This is a genomic window from Suipraeoptans intestinalis, assembly GCF_009696485.1.
Classification (GTDB): Bacteria; Bacillota; Clostridia; order Lachnospirales; family Lachnospiraceae; genus Suipraeoptans; species Suipraeoptans intestinalis.
The window spans coordinates 1,112,299-1,130,464 of record NZ_VULY01000018.1; the positions used below are offsets into that span (position 1 = coordinate 1,112,299).

Below are 18,166 nucleotides of genomic sequence, written 5' to 3' on the forward strand. Positions count from 1 at the left end.
AAGCGCATTGCTTCCACGGTCTCCTGTCCGGAGTCTTTCCTTCTCCCCTGCGAAAGATGATTCTATCTTTTTACTTTTCTTTTCCTGTCTGTTCCTTTTTCGTTCTTCCGTCTTTCTACAGCTTCCAGATATCTCTGTTATACTCTGCGATGGTTCTGTCTGAAGAGAAAAATCCTGCCTTCGCCGTGTTCTTCAGCATCATGCGACTCCATTTTTCTCTGTCCTCATAATCGGACAGCATTCTTTCCTTCGTTGCAATATAACATTCAATGTCCAGCAGCGCCATAAACCAGTCTTTGTGGATGAGATCCTGATACAGCCGGTTCAGACTTTCCGGATCTCCCAGCGCCAGCAATTCCTCTCCTACAATGAAATCCACCAGCTTCTTGATTCCTTCCCTGGACTCATAGAGATCTTTTGCACAGTAAGAGCCTGTTTCATAAAGTCGGATCACTTCCTGGCTTTTTGCCCCGAAGATGTAGATATTGTTCTCCCCTACCAGATCGCAGATCTCCACATTGGCTCCGTCCATAGTTCCCAGTGTCACGGCTCCATTGAGCATAAACTTCATGTTTCCTGTTCCGCTGGCTTCCTTGGATGCCAGAGAGATCTGTTCTGAAATGTCGCAGGCAGGGATCAGGTATTCTGCCTTGGTCACGTTGTAATTTTCTACCATCACCACCCGCAGATACGGTCTTACTGTCTCATCTGCCTCAATGAGATCACGCAGGCACAAAATCAGATGGATAATATCCTTTGCCAGCGTATATGCAGGAGCCGCCTTTGCGCCAAAGATCATAGTAACAGGTGTTTTCGGCAGGTTTCCTGCCTTGATCTCCAGATACTTGTGGATGATGTAAAGGGCGTTCATCTGTTGTCTCTTGTACTCATGGAGCCGTTTGATCTGGATATCAAATACAGAGTTCTCGCAGATTTCTACATTTTGTGTTTCTTTCAGATAATTTTTCAGTTTCTTTTTGTTGTCTGCTTTGATCTCCAGCAGTCTGTTTCGCACCGCTTCCTCCGCTTCATAGGACAGAAGCTTCTCCAGCTCCTGTGCGTCTTTTTTCCAGCCGCTGCCGATCAACTCCGTCAGGTATTCTGCCAGGCTGGGATTGCAGTGCATCAGCCAGCGGCGGAAGGTGATCCCGTTGGTTTTATTATTAAATTTCTCCGGATAAATGTCATAAAAAGCTTTCAGCTCAGATTCCTTCAGGATATCTGTATGCAGAGCGGCAACACCGTTTACGCTGAATCCATAGTGGATATCCATATGCGCCATGTGAACTCTTCCATCCCCGTCAATAATGGCAACCGCCTCATCGGGATGTGCCTTTTTCGCCTTCTCATCCAGCTTCCGGATCACCGGCATCAGATGCGGAACCACCTCTTCCAGATAAGAGGACGGCCATTTTTCCAACGCTTCCGCCAGAATCGTGTGATTGGTATACGCACAGGTCCTGCTTACCACATCTGCCGCTTCCTCAAAGGACAGACCTCTCTCTTCCAGAAGGCGGATCATTTCCGGAATCACCATGGAAGGATGGGTATCGTTGATCTGAATGACCACATGCTCATGCATCTGTCTTACATCATAGCCTTTCTCATCCATTTCCTTCAGAATCAGCTGCGCACCGTTGCTTACCATAAAGTACTGCTGATAGATCCGAAGCAGATGTCCCGCCTTGTCGCTGTCATCCGGATAAAGGAACAGGGTCAGGTTTTTTGCTACCGCCGTTTTGTCAAAACTGATCCCTTCTTCCACCAGGCTTTCATCCAGGGTATCCACATCAAACAGATGTAGTCGGTTTACTCCGCTTTCATAGCCCGGCACATCTATATCGTACAGTGTGGACCGCAGCTGAAAGTCACGGAACGGCACCGTAAAGTGGATCCCTGTATCCACCAGCCAGTTTTCCTGCTCGATCCAGGGGTTTTTCACTTCTTTTTGTTTCCTGTTTTCCAGTACCTGGCGGAACAATCCATAGTGATAGTTCAGACCGATCCCCGCTGCGCAAAGTCCCAGCGTTGACATCGAATCCATGAAGCAGGCAGCAAGCCTTCCCAGTCCTCCGTTTCCAAGAGATGGCTCCGGTTCCACTTCCTCGATCTGAGAAAGCAGCTTTCCTTCTTGCTCTAACAGTTCCTTTACTTCATCATACACGCCCAGATTGATCAGGTTGTTGGACAGAAGCTTTCCAATCAGGAACTCTGCCGAAATGTAATACACTTTTTTTGTTCCCGGATTTTCTTTCTTTTCTTTTGTCAACTCCTTCGTCAGTCCCAGCAGACTGTAATAAATTGCCTTGTCGTCCGCCTGACCGATGGTGCTTCCCAATCTTTCCTCAAGTTTCTGTTTGATGTTCATTCGTTTTCCTCCTGCTATCTTTCAGACTCTGATGTCTTTTCTTCTGCTACGCTCTCCCGCAGACGCTTGTAATACGGCTGATCCTTTTTGCCAGCTGCCCGCTCAGGGCCCCTTGCTTCATCCGCCAGCACCAGTTTCCCCCCAGGGTAGAGGGTGTATTGATACGGGCGCTTCCTCCCAGTCCCAGGTAATCCTGCATGGGAATGATACAGGTATCTGCCACACTTCTCATAGCCAGGCAGATGTAGTCCCAGTGGATCTCTTCGTCTACCGTCGCCTGATTGTTCAGATAGGACAGCGCCATTTCCTTGTCTTCTTTTTCCAGCGCCCGATACCAGCCCTGCAGCGTATCATTGTCATGGGTGCCGGTGTATACCACCGCATTCCTCTCGTAATTGTGAGGAAGATAGTCGCTCTCCTCACGGGAATCAAAGGCAAACTGTAGCACCTTCATCCCCGGATATCCGCTGTCTGCAAGAAGCTTTCGCACACTGTCCGTCAAAAATCCCAGATCCTCCGCAATGATGGGGAGTTCTCCCAGTCTTTCCCGGATCGCAGCAAACAGTTCCATTCCCGGCCCCGCTTCCCAGGCGCCGTTTTCCGCCGTTTTTTCTCCGTAGGGAATCGCGTAATACTCGTCAAATCCCCGGAAATGGTCGATCCGCATAATATCATACAGCTGGAAACAGTGCCGCACCCTCTGAAGCCACCAGGCATAGCCGGTCTTTTTATGATACTCCCAGGCATACAGCGGGTTCCCCCAAAGCTGCCCCGTGGCAGAAAATCCATCCGGCGGGCATCCTGCCACCTTGACCGGTATATTCTTCTCATCCAGCTGGAACAGCTTTGGATTCGCCCAGGTATCTGCACTATCCAGCGCCACATAGATGGGAATATCCCCGATCACGGAAACTCCGTTCTGGTTGGCATAGGCTTTTAGCTTTTTCCATTGTTTCTGAAAATAAAATTGTGTAAATCCCCAGAACTCTACCTGGTCTGCCAGCTTTTCTTCATAGGCCTTCACCGCTTCCGGCCTGCGAACGCGGATGCCTTCCTCCCATTCGCTCCAGCTTTTCCCCTCAAACGCTTCCTTGACTGCCATATACAGGGCATAGTCCTTTACCCAGTACCCTTCCGTTTCCAGAAACGCAGCCCATTCTCCGGGCTTGTTCTGCCGCCAGGCTGCATGGGCTTTTTTCAGCAGCGGGAATCTTCCCTGATAGATTTTTTCGTAGTCTATCTGCTCCTCCTGCGTTCCCCAGTCACACTCCTGGCAGTCCTTTCTGTCAAGAAGTCCTTCCTGGATCAACTGCTCCAGATCGATAAAATACGGATTCCCCGCAAACGTAGAAAAAGACTGGTACGGAGAATCTCCGTAACCAGTTGGTCCAAGTGGCAGTATCTGCCACCTGGACTGTCCGGATTCCTTTAAGAAATCCACAAATTCATATGCCTCTTTTGAAAAACATCCGATCCCATACCTGGATGGAAGAGATGAAACAGGCATCAATACTCCACTGGTTCTCATGCTCGCTTTTCCTCCAACTTCCCTAGCCTTTTACTGCTCCTGCTGCCACACCCTTAATGATGTATTTCTGGCAGGAAACGTAGAATACAATAATGGGAACGATCGCCAATACCAGAACCGCCATCATGGCTCCCATGTCGATGGAGCCGTAGCCTCCCTGGAGGTACTGCACCGCGATGGGAATGGTTTTGTAGTCGGTTCCAAGCACCAGATACGGAAGCAGGTAGTCATTCCATACCCACATGGTATTCAAAATAGCCACCGTGATAGCCGTAGGCTTCAGGATCGGCCACACGATCTTAAAATAGATCTGTATGGGACTGCATCCATCGATCATAGCCGCTTCTTCCAGCGAAACCGGGATAGCCTTTACAAATCCGCTGAACATAAATACGGAAAGGCCGGACCCAAATCCCAGGTAAATCAGGATGATCCCCACCGGATTATCCAGATACAGCATGTTCGCTACCTTTACCATGGGGAACATCACCATCTGGAAGGGAACGATCATGGCAAACACAAACAGATAATACACGATGCTGGTAAACTTGTTTTTTACCCGAGTGATCCACCATGCCGTCATGGATGTAAACAGCACAATGACCGCCACCGAGCAAACAGTAATAAACAGGGAATAGCCTGCCGCTTTCAAAAATTCTGTCTTGGAAACTCCCTCAATATAGTTGCTCAGTCCCACAAAGGTATCTGCCTTTGGCAGCTGGAAGGGAGCGTCACTGATGTACAGCTTTCCTTTTACCGAATTCATCGCCACCAAAAATATGGGAACCAGGAAGGTGACGGAGAGTACTACCAAAATGACGGTAAGCAGATTCCCCACGCTTCTGGAAACTTCCATTTCCGGCGCCATCTCTTTTCTTTTCTTTCCTGCCATTAGTTCTCCACCTCCCTCTTTCTGGTAATAAACAGCTGCGTCAAAGCGATCAGCGCCACGATCAGGAAGAAGATCACCGCTTTCGCCTGTCCGGCTCCTTCCCATCCTACTCTTCCGTAGAAGGTGCTGTAAATATTAAGCCCCAGCATCTCTGTCGATTTTCCGGGAGCTCCGGCTGTCAGCGCCAGGTTCTGGTCAAACAGCTTAAACGAGTTGGTCAACGTCAAAAACAGACAAATGGTAACGGATGGCATCACCATAGGAATGGTGATCTTCGTCAGAGCCTGCCATTTGTTGGCTCCGTCGATCTTTGCCGCCTCGATCACGTCTGTAGAAATATTCTGGATCCCCGCAATATAAATGATCATCATATATCCGATCATCTGCCAGTTCATCAGGATCACCAGTCCCCAGAATCCGTATTTTGCTTCTGCCGTAATGGTCACGCCAAATTTTGCCAGTACCCCGTTGATCAGGATCTGCCAGATATAACCCAGTACGATCCCTCCGATCAGGTTAGGCATAAAGTATACCGTCCGGAACAGGTTGGTTCCCTTGATCCCTCTGGTAAGAACATAGGCCAGAGTGAATGCCAGTACATTGATGGAGATCACAGACACCACCGTAAATTTTGTAGTAAACCAGAATGCGTCTAAAAACTCTTTTGTCTGGAATATTTTGATGTAGTTGCTAACTCCCACAAACTCTGCATCCATGATCGTCGTAAACTCGCAGAACGACAGAAAAATCCCGATGATGAACGGTGCAAGAAAAGCAATGATAAATGCGATAATTGTGGGAAGTGCGAACAATGCAAAATATTTTTTGTATGATTTTTGCATATTGTCTCTCCTCTGCTTCCAATCCTTTTGTGCGAACGAAACGGGCGGACCTGTTTTCTGCCCCACCCGTTTCGTCTTGTTGTCATACTATTTCAGTCTATTGAGCGTTAGCTTTTTCTGTTGCCCATTCTTCTGTCATGTCGCTAACGACCTTGTCCCACTCTTTGGATCCCTGTGCATACTCCAGAAGAGATGCGCCGAAATCGTCCTTCCATGTCTGGCTCGGCATGGTTGTAAAGTTCCACGGAACGTTTGTTTTGTTCTCGTCTGCCATGTACTTCAGGATCTCTTTTGCCAGCGGATCCGTCGGCTTCTCTTCATCAGAGAAGGTGTTGAACGGTGCGATGAATCCCAGATCCTTGGTTACAAATGCCTTTCCTTCATCAGAGTTGAACAGCCATTCCATAAATGCGATGGTTGCCTTCTGATCTGCTTCGCTGACTTTTGCGTTCACACACATGTAGTTTTCTGTTCCGATGCAAAGTCCCTGGTTTTCTTCTCCAGCCAGTCCTGTATAGATTGGAAGGAACTTCACGCTTTCTTCTTTTACAGTGTTTCCGTCTACGCCGCTAATCTGTCCCCATCCCCAGTTTCCGTTCTGAACCATTGCTACTTTTCCAAGTGCAAACTCTGACATGGAGTCATCTACAGATTTGGAGCTCAGAAGCTTCGCCTCTGTAACAGAGTTGTTCAGGTACAGGTCAAAGATCTGCTTGTACTCTTTGTTGTATGTAAAGTCGATCTTGTCCGGATTTGTTTCGTCTTTATCCTTGTATTCTGCATTCAGAGGCAGGTTCATCAAGTGTGTCTGCCATCTCCAGTCCTCTCCCGGTTTCAGAGAAGTAGAAGCAAATACGCCTTCGATTCCCAGCTGATCCTTCTTTGCCGTCATGTCTTCTACAACAGCTTTCAGTTTATCAAAGCTGTTGATCTCTTCTGTAGAAGAAATGTCTACCGCTTTATCAGAAAGTGCAAAATACTTCTGCATGATCTCATCATTGTAAATGATTCCGTATCCTTCTTCTGCAAACGGGATTCCGTATACGCCCTCGCCGTCCTTCACTGCCATATCCTGATCCAACAGCCAGCTGTAAAGCTTGGTGTCCTTCAGATCTGCTGTATATGCCTTCCAGTTCTGATATCCCACCGGTCCGTTGATCTGGAACAGTGTCGGCGGATTCTTCTTTGCCACCTCGGATTTCAGTGTCTGCTCATAGGTTCCCGCCGCTGCGGTTACCACTTTCACTTCCACACCAGTCTCTTCCGTGTACTTCTTTGCAATTTTTTCCCAGGTCTTTGCTGCTTCCGGCTTAAAGTTCAGATAATATACAGAACCTTTGTCGTCTTTTGCTTCCTTCTTTCCACATCCTGCGAATACGGAAAGTGCCGTCACTGCTGCCAATCCCAGGGCAAGCCATCGTTTTTTGTTTTTCATAATCCTTCCCTCTTTTCTGAATCTTTTCGGTTACTTAAATCTACGCCTATCTTAGCAAAGAATTTCGGATTCTTTTAACAAATTAACAACTTTCAATGCAAAAAAATATACTTTTCAGTCTCCCTGCTTTTTACTCTCTTTCTTTTCCCCTCTCAAAATCTCCCCGAAGCTACCACTCCTGCCGGAACCTGTCTATGCTCTCATCCGAGGCCTCCACAAAGTCCTGTGACGTGATCTCCCCTTCCGCCAGCTTGGGCAGATACTTCCCGATGGTTTCTTCCTGCAGGATGGAATTCCACTTGACCTGATAATTGGGAACCAGTCCCGAAACGTTCTGGTAGGCCTGGATATAATCCTGCTGCGCCGCCTTCCCGGTACTTCCCTGTGAAGAAAACAGTCTCTCCTTTTCCTGTTTGTTCCGGAGGGTGCGGAACTTCAAAAACTCCACCGCTCCCTTTTTGATCTCCTCGGAGTACCCCGACACCACCGACCATCCGAAGGTCTCCGGGGAGGAGACTAGCGTATTGCCCGGAAAGGCAGAAAAACGCACCTTGTCCTTCCATTCTGCCGGAATCTGGTCGATCATCCAGTAGCCGTTGGCCACCATCGCGGCCTTTCCGGAAAAGAAATCATTATAGGCCACGTCAAAATCCGAATGCAAAGCCTCCTTGCCGGCATAGGAAAACAGTTTTTGCAGCGTCTCTGCCAGCTGTCGCCCCTGGGCATTGTTATAGGATTCCGGATAAAGCGTTTCCATAAAAGCCAGTCCCTCCGGCGTAGAAGCAAGCTGCGCCGTGGCAAACAGCATGGGAGACCAGCCGGTTCCCTCCGTGTGAAGCGCCAGCGGTGTGATTCCGTGTGCCTGCAGTTTGTCGCAGCATTCCCAGAACTCTTCCCAGGTAGTCGGAAAGTGGTCGATCCCCGCCTGTGCAAACAGTTCCTGGTTCCAAAAGATCCCGGAGCAGGAAAAAGCCGCCGTGCTGATGGGCGAGAGATAGATCCCCCCATCCGGTTCTGTACAGCCCTGAAGGACAACCTCTTCTATGGAAGAACTCCATTCCTCATCTGTCCGGATCTCATCCGACAGATCCTCGATCCTGCCCTCTGTGATCATCATGTGGTAGAAAGAAGGAAGCATCCGCAGATCCGTGATAACGGCCGGCAGCTGGTCTGTCACGTTCATCCGCTTCAGGTTCTGACGGTATTCGTCCTCTGTTTCCATGATCCAGTCCACCTTTACCTGATAGCTCCCTTTGTATTTCTGGTTAAAGGCTTCCACCAGCTCCTGTTGGTTCTTCTTGCCTGTCGTAGGGTTTACCGTAAATGTGATGGGGATTTCCACTTCCTTTTTTTCCGTTTTCTGTGTCTTTTCCTTTACAGGGCCGCACGCCGACAGGCACAGACACACTAGCAGCCCTCCTGTCAGAAATGCCGCCGTCTTTCTACAAAATATCCTCTGCGCTCCTGTTTCACGATTCCGCAGATTCCTTCGGAAGAAGGACGTAGCAGTTTGTTCCGGTTTCCTGCGTTTCATACCACATCTTCACCTCCTCTCCATATTTCAGCCGCAGTCTGGTGACCACATTTATCATGCCGTACCCCCGTTTCTTTTCCGGGAATGCCTTTTTGATCTCTCCAAAGGGAAGCTTCATCAATCCGTTTAGCTTTTCCATTACAGCCTCCGGCATGGCGCTGCCGTTGTTAAACACGCAGATCAGGATCCCCTCCGCTTCCTCCGTTACCCGAATCCGGATCAGTCCTCCTTCAAATCGATCTGCAAATCCGTGCTTCAGCGCATTTTCCACCAGCGGCTGCAGGATCAACTTCACTACCCAGACTTTTTCGGGATCTACCTGGCAGTCGATTTCATAATGAAAAAGATTTTCGTTGCGGATCTGATGGATCTCCATGTAGCTTCTTACATTCTCCAGTTCCGCCTCCAGCGTTACCAGATTTTCTCCCTTGCTGAGGGACAGACGAAGGTACCTGGAAAGCGCCTCTATCATCCGCATGGTCGTCTCCTCTCCGTTCATCCGCGCCAGCATATAGATGGTATCCAGCGTATTGTACAGAAAGTGCGGGTTGATCTGGCTCATCAGCGTATTCATTTCACTGATCCGAAGTTCTTTTTCCTGATCCTTGATCTCTTCCAGCAGCGTCTGGATCTTCCCCAGCATTTCATTATAGGAATCCCCGATCTTGTCCAGTTCCGTGTTCGTCTGCACATGAACCGTTCTTGTAAAATCCTGTCCGTCAAACCCGGTCATCGCATCGCTGATCTCCTGGATCGGTCGGGTAAAGCGTTTGGAGAAATACAAACTTAAAACCACCGCCGCCGCCAGAACCAGCAGGTAGATGATCCCCATCACCTGTAACACCTGCGTCAGCCCTCCCGTCAGGGTACTGTCCGGCACAAACGTAAACACCGTCATCTGGCTTTCTTTTTGCCGATAGGCGCAAAGTACCCCGCCTTTTACCCGTTTCCCTTCCAGGATCATCCGGCTTCCGCCGGTCTTTTTGATCTCTTGCCATACCATTTTCCCGATGGCTTCTCCGTCTTCCCGTCGGGTCCACAGGGTACAGGCGCGCCCGTCCGCATCCAGGATCCCTGTTACCGCCTGGCTTGTAACTTCTTGATCTCCCTTTATGATCTGGTCTAAAAAGGGAGTACGCATCTTAAAAAACAGCATGCCCGGTGAGTGGGCATAATTCATGCTCCTGACGTACCTGCCTACAAACAGCGCCGGCTCCGTTCCGCCAAACAAGGTATCCTCCTTCCAGAACCAGACCGTCCGGGAATAGGCGTCTCCAAGCTCTGCCTCCAATCCACTGTTTTTTACCTCTTCATACGTCAGATTGGAGTAGGAGTGGTGGTACACATTCTGTTTGTTGTCCACATAGCAGTATTCTTCCACATACTCCAGATCCACATAGGCAAAATATTTGCTGAGAGCGTGCTTTTCCACATCTTCCAGTTCCCGCACCTGAAGACTTTTTTGTACCTCTTCATACAGGATACAGTCTGCCATCACATTGTCGCTTTTCCGATAGAGTCCGTCCAGTGCGATCCCCAGTTTTTCATTCATAAAGACATACTTGTTGGTGATGCTCTCTGTCAGCTCTTTCCGCACATAGGTCCAGACACCTGCGCCGGAAAGCAGGAGTGCCACCCCCAAAAGCGCGAGGGTATGCAGCAGATATTTGGTCTGGATCCCTTTGGTGATCATTTTTCTTATCATACCTTCATTTCCTTTTTGTATTCACTGGGAAGGCTTCCCGTGTATTGCTTGAACAAATGGGAAAAATAGGAGGGGTTACTGATCCCTACCTGCTCGCAGATGGCTCCGATGCTGTAGCCTCCCTCCTCCAAAAGCTGCTTCGCCTTTTCCATCCTCTGCTGCAGCAGATATTTCTTGAAGGTCATATGGAACGTATTTTTAAAGACCCGCCCAAAGTAAACCGGGTTCAGATACACGTGGGACGCCACCGAAACAATGGACAGCTCCTCTTCTTTCAGGTTTGCTTCGATATAAGCCAAGGCGTCCGCCAGATATTCTTTCCCCTGAACAGGCTCCTCCGCCTGCGTCATTCCCTTTCTGGCCTCTATGGATTCACACAGGATCCGATAGCACACGTCTACCGCCTTCGCCGCGTTCAGGCTCTTCATATTCACATAATAGCTTTGAAATTTTTCCTTGACTTCCTCCGTCATCCCATAGGATCCCTGGATCATCAGCTCCGTTTTCAGCATAACCTTATGAAGATGCTGCTCCTGCAGGTGTTCTTCTCTTGGCAGCAGATAGAGAAATTGCACAAAGGCCTCCTTCAGATCCTCCTGGCTGTTTTTCCGGATCGAATAGACCACCCGGGTCTCTGCGTCCGCCAGATAAGATCCCTCTTCCCGTTCTTTGGCCTTCAGGAATCTCAGATCATTTCCACCTGCCGTCCCCGCTTTTAGAAATAGTTTCGTTGCTTCTTCTGTGCTTTTCTTTAATCCCCGAATCCCTTTATACGGCTTGGAAATGGCGGCTACCACGCGACTTCCTTCTTCCTGTCGCAGCCTGTCTGTCAAGGATTTCAGTCGATGAGCCATGGTGTTGTCCTGTGTCTTGACCAGAAAGACCATCCCTCCCTCTGCCCCCTCAAAGGGTCTTAAAAACACGTCACCGTTCAGCTCTTCCTCCAGCTTTTCCAAAAAGCTCCGCCGTCTTTTTTCATATTCTCCGGCGTTAATGATCTTATCTGCAATATCAATATCCGTGCAAAGGGCAAGAAATCCGTCTTTTTCTTCCAACACCCCTCCGATGGTTTCAAATACTTCCTCCAGCTTTTCCTCTGAGATCAGGTCATAGATGTACTTCTCTACCAGTACCTGTAAAAAGCTGGTTTCGTCTTTTCTCAGGATCTTTTCATACGATTCATATTTTTGCTCCGTTTCGATCTGACGCAGGCATACCTGATAGGCTCCGGTCATGGTCTCCTCCAGCTTCTTTTCTTCAATGGGCTTCAGCAGATATGCATAGGCTCCCAGGTCGCAGGCCTGCTGTGCATATTCAAAGTCCCGGTACGCACTCAGGACAATGAACAGACTGTCGATCCCCTCTTTTTTTGCCTCTTCCATGACCATAAGTCCTGTCATCTGTTTCATGCGGATGTCTGTCAGTACCACCTGCGGTCTGATGCTGCGGATCACCTCCAGCGCCTGTTCCCCGCTTTGTGCGGATCCCGCCACTTCAAATCCCATTCCTTCCCAGTCATAGGTGGTCAAAAGTCCCTGAAGCAGGATCGGTTCATCATCTACCACCACCAGTTTCAGCAGCTTTTTCATCTTCATCCCTCCCGTTCCCTTCTCTGTAGAACAGTGTACCACAAAAACAGCCTCACTGCATCCGGCTTTCGCTTTGATGCAATGAGGCTGCAAAGGTAAGATAAGAAGTCATTCGTTGTCCGTCTGTCTTTCGGCGGCCTGCACCACATGCTTTGCCAGAACGGAAGTGGTGATACTCCCCACTCCTCTTGGCACCGGGCTGATATGAGAGGCCTGCTCCTGCACCGTCTCAAAATCCACATCTCCCCACATGTTGCCTTCTTCATCTACGTTAATCCCTACATCCGCTACCACGGCTTGCTCTCCCACCATGTCCTGTGTAATCATTCTGGCCTTTCCGGCGGCCGCCACCAGGATTTCTGCCTCTCGGCATACCCCGGGGAGATCTCTGGTCCTGGTGTGACAGATCGTCACAGTGGCATGCCGCTTCAAAAGCAGCATGGAAAGAGGTCTTCCTACCACCATACTCCGCCCTACTACCACCACCCGTTTTCCGGAAAGGGGGATTTTATAGTGATCCAGAAGTTCGATCACCGCCTCCGCCGTACAGGGCGCATAGCCGGTATCGTCTCCCGCAAATACCTTGGCCACATTGGCCGGGCACATCCCGTCCATATCCTTCCCGGGATCCACGATCCTCTTAGCGGCCTCTTCGTTCAGATGTCCGGGCAGAGGACGAAACAGCAGGATGCCATGCACCCGGCCGTCTTCGTTCAGTTCTTTCAGCTTTTCCTCAAAGATTTCCTGCCGGATGTCCCGGGGAAGCTCTACTGTACGGCAGTCGATCCCCAGAAGCTCCATCCGCTTTTTTGCCCCCCGTTCATAGGCAAGGTCATCCGGTCTGGCTCCCACTCGCAGGATGGCAAGACAGGGGCTCACTCCCTTTTCCTTCAGACCTGCCACTCTTTGAAGCAGCTCTTCTTTCATGGCATTTGCCACATCCGCACCTTTCATTACTATGCCCATAGCTTCCTCCTAGCGAATCTTTTCTAATACGGCAAGATAGATCTCCTCTTTCAGCGTCCTCGCTTCCCTAATCAAGGCATCCGCCTCTGCGTTCAGCTTTGCCGCCTGCTCCTTTTCCTGCATCAGTCTGGTATTGATGTATATGTTGAGAGAGGCGCCTTCCAGCGCCGCCTGCGCAAACAGGATCCCGACTCCCACATCACTGATGGCGATCCTGCTGCCCTTTTCTCCCAAAATCCGTAAAAGCTCCATCACCTGCCGGACCGTCTGCATGATCTGCAGGGGAACCCGGCTGGCTTCATACAAGGCTGCCTCCATGATTCTTGCCCGCTCTGCCTTCTCTTCCTCCGTCTCTCTGGGAAGTCCATACGCTCTGGAAAGAGGTGCAAATGCTTTTGCATCCTCATCTGTCAGGCGTATCAGTTCCTTTTGGAGCGTCAGAAGCCGCTCTTTTGTTTCTAAGATTTCTTCCTCCACCGCCGCATAGGTTTTCTTCCCTGCCGTCAGGTTGGCTACCATCATTCCCAGCGCAGAAGCAAACGCCCCCACCGCCGCTGAGGCGCCTCCGCCTCCCGGCACCGGCTCCTTCGAAGATAAGGCTTCCAGAAAGTCTGTTATTTTTTGTTCCAGCATCATATGTCTATTCTCCTTAAAACAGTCCTGAGATCACTCCGTCTGCATCGACGTCGATCTTCTCCGCTGCCGGTACTTTGGGAAGTCCCGGCATCTTCATGATGTCGCCGGTCAACGCCACCAAAAAGCCCGCTCCCGCCGACGCTGTGATATCCCGGATGGTGATCTTAAAGTTTTCCGGACGCCCCAGCTTCTTTGCATCATCTGTCAGGGAATATTGGTTTTTCGCCATGCAGATGGGCAGCCCTGCCAGGCCTATTTCTTCAAAGTTCTTCAGCTCCTTTGCCGCCTTCGGTGAAAATTCCACTCCGGAAGCCCCGTATACTCTGGTTGCAATGGCCTCGATCTTTTCCCGGATCGATCCGTTCACATCATAGACATACTCCATGGTGCTTTCTCCTTCACAGAGACGAACCACTTCTTTTGCCAGTTCCTCCCCGCCTTCTCCACCTTTTGCCCACACTTCGGACAGCGCTACATTGGCTCCCAGTTTTTTGCAGGATTCTCTTACCAGCTCCAGTTCTGCCCTGGTATCTGTAGGAAAGGCATTGATGGCTACCACCACCGGCAGTTTATATACATTCGTAATATTCTCAATATGCTTCAGCAGGTTGGGAAGTCCCTTTTCCAGCGCTTCCAGGTTCTCCTGCGCCAGATCTGCCTTCGGAACCCCGCCGTTATATTTCAGCGCTTTGATCGTTGCCACCAGCACCACGGCGTTGGGTCTGATACCGGACATGCGGCACTTGATGTCCAGGAATTTCTCTGCCCCCAGATCTGCCCCAAAGCCGGCCTCCGTGATCATATAGTCCGCCAGCTTGATCCCCATTTTTGTGGCGATCACACTGTTACAGCCATGGGCGATATTGGCAAAGGGACCGCCATGGATAAAGGCAGGCGTACCTTCCAGCGTCTGTACCAGATTCGGTTTCAGCGCATCCTTTAACAGGGCTGCCACCGCTCCTTCTGCGTGCAGATCTCCCGCCGTTACCGGCTTTCCGCTTCTGGAATACGCCACGATGATTCTGGACACCCGTTCCTTCAGATCCAAGATATCGTTGGACAGGCAGAAGATGGCCATGATCTCGGAAGCCACGGTAATATCAAACCCATCCTGTCTGGTCACTCCGTCTGCTTTTCCCCCCAGTCCGTCCACAACGCAGCGAAGCTGCCGGTCATTCATGTCCACGCACCTTCTCCACGCCACTCGATTGGTATCAATATCCAGAGCATTTCCCTGATGAATGTGGTTGTCCAGCATGGCCGCGATCAGGTTGTTGGCTGCTCCGATGGCGTGCAGGTCTCCGGTGAAGTGGAGATTGATATCCTCCATGGGAACCACCTGCGCATAGCCGCCTCCGGCAGCGCCTCCTTTTACTCCGAACACCGGCCCAAGAGAGGGTTCGCGAAGAGCCACCATGGTCTTATGACCCAAACGGTTCATGGCGTCTGCCAATCCGATGGTCGTGGTAGTTTTTCCTTCCCCGGCCGGAGTCGGGTTGATCGCCGTTACCAGCACCACTTTTGCGTCTTTTCGATGGATCAGTTCTTCCTGGTAGTAGCAATAATCGATCTTTGCCTTATATTTTCCATAGTTTTCCACATACTGATCCGGAATCCCTATGGAATCTGCTATCTGATTAATAACCTGCATCTCTGCTTCCTGTGCGATTTCAATATCACTTTTAAATCCCATATCGTCTGCCACCTTTCTGTCTTATACGCTTCTTTTGAAACTGCTGCAATCCCTAAACTATTGTGGTTTCTTCTTCGGCATGATGTGTACCGCTTCTCCCACAGCGTCCTCCAGCGCTTCTCCCACGCCTTCGTTGTAGGTGGGGTGCACACGCATTCCCTTCAGCATCTGGTCCGCCGTCATCCGATTGGCAATGGCCGTCACAAACTCTCCGATCATATCCGTTGCCCTGGCGCACATCATCTGCGCTCCCAGAACCTTCTGTGTTCCTTCCTCTGTCACAACCTTGATAAATCCTCGTTCTTCTTTGGTGATCAGAGATTTTCCGTTGGCGCTCATGACAAATTTCCCGGTTTTTACCGGAATCCCCTTTTCCTTTGCCACCTCTTCCGTGATTCCTACCGCCGCGATCTCCGGATCGGTATATACGCAGCCCGGAACCAGGCCGGTATCTACCGTAACCGCTTTGCCTGCCAGATGCTCCGCCACATAGATTCCCTGGGCGCTGGACAGGTGTGCCAGTTGCATTCCTTTGATCAGGTCTCCGATGGCATACACGCCTTCCACACTGGATGCAAAGTTCTCATCTACCACCACTCTGCCTTTTTCCAGAACAAGGTCTACCCCTTCTCCCAGCAGTCCGTCCGTATTGGGGATCCTTCCCACTGCACACAGTACATACTGTGCCGAAACCCTGACTTCTTTTTCTTTCTCCAGGAATACACAGGCGTACCCGTCTTCCTCCTGCTCCACTCTCTGTACCGCTGCGGAAGTAAATACCTCCACGCCCCGTTTTTTCAGGATCATCCGCAGGTTCTGGGAGATTTCCCTGTCCTCCATGTTGGGAAGCAGTCTTGCCATGGCTTCCACGATCGTCACCTTACATCCCAGATTGGCGTAAACACTGGCAAATTCCACGCTGATCACGCCACCGCCTATGATCACGAGACTATCCGGAACCTCCCGGAGCCGGAACAGTTCATCGCTGGTCAAAACGCCCGGAAGCTCCATTCCCGGAATCGGCAGCAGAAACGGTTTGGAGCCGGTAGCCAAAACGATCCTCTCTCCTTCATAGCAGGTCTCTCCCGCTTCAGAGACTACCCGAACCACTTTGCCCTTTTCCAGTCTCCCTTTCCCTTTGAGAAGGGTAACTCCGTTTCCCTTTAAAAGGGCTTCTACCCCCTGGCAAAGCTGCTCTGTCACACCCTCCTTGTACGCCAGGATCTTTCCATAATCATACCGGACCTCCGATGCAAAAACGCCAAACTGCTCACTTTCTTTCATCTCCCGATAGACGGAAGAAGCGTGTACCATTGCCTTCGCCGGAATACATCCCCGGTTCAGACAGGTGCCTCCTACTTCTCTGTCCTCCACGACGGCGGTGCGAAGCCCCGCTTTGGCGGCCTGGATTCCGCAGACGTAGCCTCCCGGTCCTGCTCCCACGATAATTACATCATATTTTTCCATCTTTCCTCTCCCTCATACAGCAGACGCCTTTCCGAAAACCATTTTTACGGGAAGGCGCCTGCTGCCATTCCGTCTCTACTCTTTTGGGAACTCATATCGTAGCACCGGATTTCTTGCGGCTCCCACCTCGTCCAGTCTGGTAACCGGCGTTTCCATCGGAGCCTGGTGCAGCTGTTCGGCATCTTTCAGAGCCGTCTCGTGCAGTTTTCTCAGTACCGCCACCGCCTCATCCAGCGTTTCTCTGGATTCGGTTTCCGTAGGCTCGATCATCAGAGCTTCCTCTACGATCAAAGGAAAATACATGGTGGGCGGATGGATCCCGTTATCCAGCAAGCCTTTTGCAATATCCATCGCTGTCGCTCCAACAGATTTCTTCAGATCGGAAAGGCTCATGACAAACTCGTGCATACAGGTTTCGTCGTATGCCATGGTGTAGATATCTTTCAGCTTGTTTTTCATATAGTTGGCGTTCAGCACCGCATTCTGGCTGGACGCCAGAATCCCTTCTTTTCCCAGGGTCATCACATACGTCAATGCCCTGACATCCACCAGGAAGTTGCCGTAGAAGGTCCGAAGCTCCCCGATGCTGTCCTTTGCTTTCTTCCGTACCAGGCTTTCCTCTCTTTCGATCAGGAAGGATGGCAGGAAGGACGCCAGATGCTCCTTGCAGCCTACCGGCCCGCTTCCCGGCCCGCCTCCTCCGTGTGGCGTGGAAAACGTCTTGTGCAGGTTTAGATGGATCACGTCAAATCCCATGTCTCCCGGCCTGACTGTTCCCATAATGGCATTGAGGTTGGCTCCGTCGTAGTAGCACTGTCCGCCGCACTCATGTACCAGTCTGGTGATCTCCAGAATATTTTTATCAAACAGTCCTACGGTATTGGGATTGGTCAGCATCAGTCCTGCCACATCGTCTCCCAAAGCCGCCTTTAACTTGTCCATATCCACACATCCGTCTGCTCCGGAAGGGATGCTGACTACCGAATAGCCCGCCATCACAGCACTTGCCGGGTTGGTTCCGTGCGCAGAGTCCGGCACCAGAATCTTGGTCCGCCTCTCTTCTCCCCGGCTTTTATGGTATGCCTTGATGAGAAGAAGTCCGGCAAATTCTCCATGGGCCCCGGCTGCCGGCTGAAAAGACATGCGATCCATTCCTGTAATCTCGCACAGGTATTCTTCCAGCGTCTTAAAAACATCCAGACACCCCTGTATCGTATGCTCCGGCTGCAGCGGATGGATCTCTGTAAATTCCGGAAGCGCCGCCATATCTTCATTGATCTTGGGATTGTACTTCATGGTACAGGATCCCAATGGATAAAAGCCGTCATTGACTCCATGGCATTTTTTCGCCAGCTCCGTATAATGTCTGCTGATCTCGGTTTCCGACAGATGGGGCAGACGAGGCGGCTGCTCTCTCCTGTCCGACTCCCTTGGCAGACAGGGTTTTACATCGCATTCCGGAAACAAATCCAGGCCTCTTCCTTCTTTTCCCTTTTCAAATATCAGCATCC

General features: G+C 50.5%; 13 protein-coding genes. All 13 read right to left on the reverse strand.

From position 1 onward, the window contains the following. Window positions 1–115: 115 nt before the first annotated feature. Window positions 116–2,368 (reverse strand): glycogen/starch/alpha-glucan phosphorylase, encoded by a 2,253-nt coding sequence (locus FYJ34_RS05950; protein WP_154477034.1) that lies wholly within the window; start codon window positions 2,366–2,368, stop codon window positions 116–118. 46 nt (window positions 2,369–2,414) lie between these two features. Next, window positions 2,415–3,896, reverse strand: coding sequence for a 4-alpha-glucanotransferase (gene malQ / locus FYJ34_RS05955; RefSeq protein ID WP_154477036.1), 1,482 nt, complete (start codon window positions 3,894–3,896; stop codon window positions 2,415–2,417). A gap of 22 nt (window positions 3,897–3,918) precedes the next feature. Further along, on the reverse strand, window positions 3,919–4,788 hold the full coding sequence (locus tag FYJ34_RS05960; RefSeq protein WP_235899272.1) for a carbohydrate ABC transporter permease: 870 nt from the start codon (window positions 4,786–4,788) through the stop codon (window positions 3,919–3,921). Next, window positions 4,788–5,630, reverse strand: a complete 843-nt coding sequence (locus FYJ34_RS05965) for a carbohydrate ABC transporter permease (RefSeq protein WP_154477038.1) — start codon at window positions 5,628–5,630, stop codon at window positions 4,788–4,790. Before FYJ34_RS05965 ends, FYJ34_RS05960 begins: the two co-directional genes overlap by 1 nt. A 97-nt stretch (window positions 5,631–5,727) precedes the next feature. Further along, window positions 5,728–7,065 (reverse strand): ABC transporter substrate-binding protein, encoded by a 1,338-nt coding sequence (locus FYJ34_RS05970; protein WP_154477040.1) that lies wholly within the window; start codon window positions 7,063–7,065, stop codon window positions 5,728–5,730. A 169-nt stretch (window positions 7,066–7,234) separates the two neighbouring features. Continuing rightward, the gene (locus FYJ34_RS05975) at window positions 7,235–8,599 is read right to left on the reverse strand and encodes an ABC transporter substrate-binding protein (RefSeq protein WP_154477042.1); all 1,365 of its coding nucleotides are present in this window, start codon (window positions 8,597–8,599) and stop codon (window positions 7,235–7,237) included. After that, the gene (locus FYJ34_RS05980; RefSeq protein ID WP_154477044.1) at window positions 8,535–10,304 is read right to left on the reverse strand and encodes a sensor histidine kinase; all 1,770 of its coding nucleotides are present in this window, start codon (window positions 10,302–10,304) and stop codon (window positions 8,535–8,537) included. The genes FYJ34_RS05975 and FYJ34_RS05980 overlap by 65 nt, the downstream gene beginning before the upstream one ends. Then, window positions 10,301–11,893 (reverse strand): response regulator transcription factor, encoded by a 1,593-nt coding sequence (locus FYJ34_RS05985; protein ID WP_235899274.1) that lies wholly within the window; start codon window positions 11,891–11,893, stop codon window positions 10,301–10,303. Before FYJ34_RS05985 ends, FYJ34_RS05980 begins: the two co-directional genes overlap by 4 nt. Before the next feature lie 108 nt (window positions 11,894–12,001). Next, window positions 12,002–12,859: a bifunctional 5,10-methylenetetrahydrofolate dehydrogenase/5,10-methenyltetrahydrofolate cyclohydrolase gene (locus FYJ34_RS05990; protein WP_154477046.1), complete on the reverse strand. Its 858-nt coding sequence runs from the start codon at window positions 12,857–12,859 to the stop codon at window positions 12,002–12,004. Window positions 12,860–12,868: 9 nt separating this feature from the next. Beyond that, the gene (locus FYJ34_RS05995; RefSeq protein ID WP_154477048.1) at window positions 12,869–13,495 is read right to left on the reverse strand and encodes a cyclodeaminase/cyclohydrolase family protein; all 627 of its coding nucleotides are present in this window, start codon (window positions 13,493–13,495) and stop codon (window positions 12,869–12,871) included. Window positions 13,496–13,508: 13 nt separating this feature from the next. Then, window positions 13,509–15,188 (reverse strand): formate--tetrahydrofolate ligase, encoded by a 1,680-nt coding sequence (locus tag FYJ34_RS06000; RefSeq protein WP_154477050.1) that lies wholly within the window; start codon window positions 15,186–15,188, stop codon window positions 13,509–13,511. 57 nt (window positions 15,189–15,245) lie between these two features. Beyond that, window positions 15,246–16,655 carry a dihydrolipoyl dehydrogenase gene (gene lpdA, locus FYJ34_RS06005; RefSeq protein ID WP_154477052.1) on the reverse strand — a complete coding sequence of 470 codons (1,410 nt, stop codon included), beginning with the start codon at window positions 16,653–16,655 and terminating at the stop codon, window positions 15,246–15,248. 75 nt (window positions 16,656–16,730) lie between these two features. Further along, window positions 16,731–18,164 carry an aminomethyl-transferring glycine dehydrogenase subunit GcvPB gene (gene gcvPB / locus FYJ34_RS06010; protein ID WP_154477054.1) on the reverse strand — a complete coding sequence of 478 codons (1,434 nt, stop codon included), beginning with the start codon at window positions 18,162–18,164 and terminating at the stop codon, window positions 16,731–16,733. Window positions 18,165–18,166 lie beyond the last annotated feature (2 nt).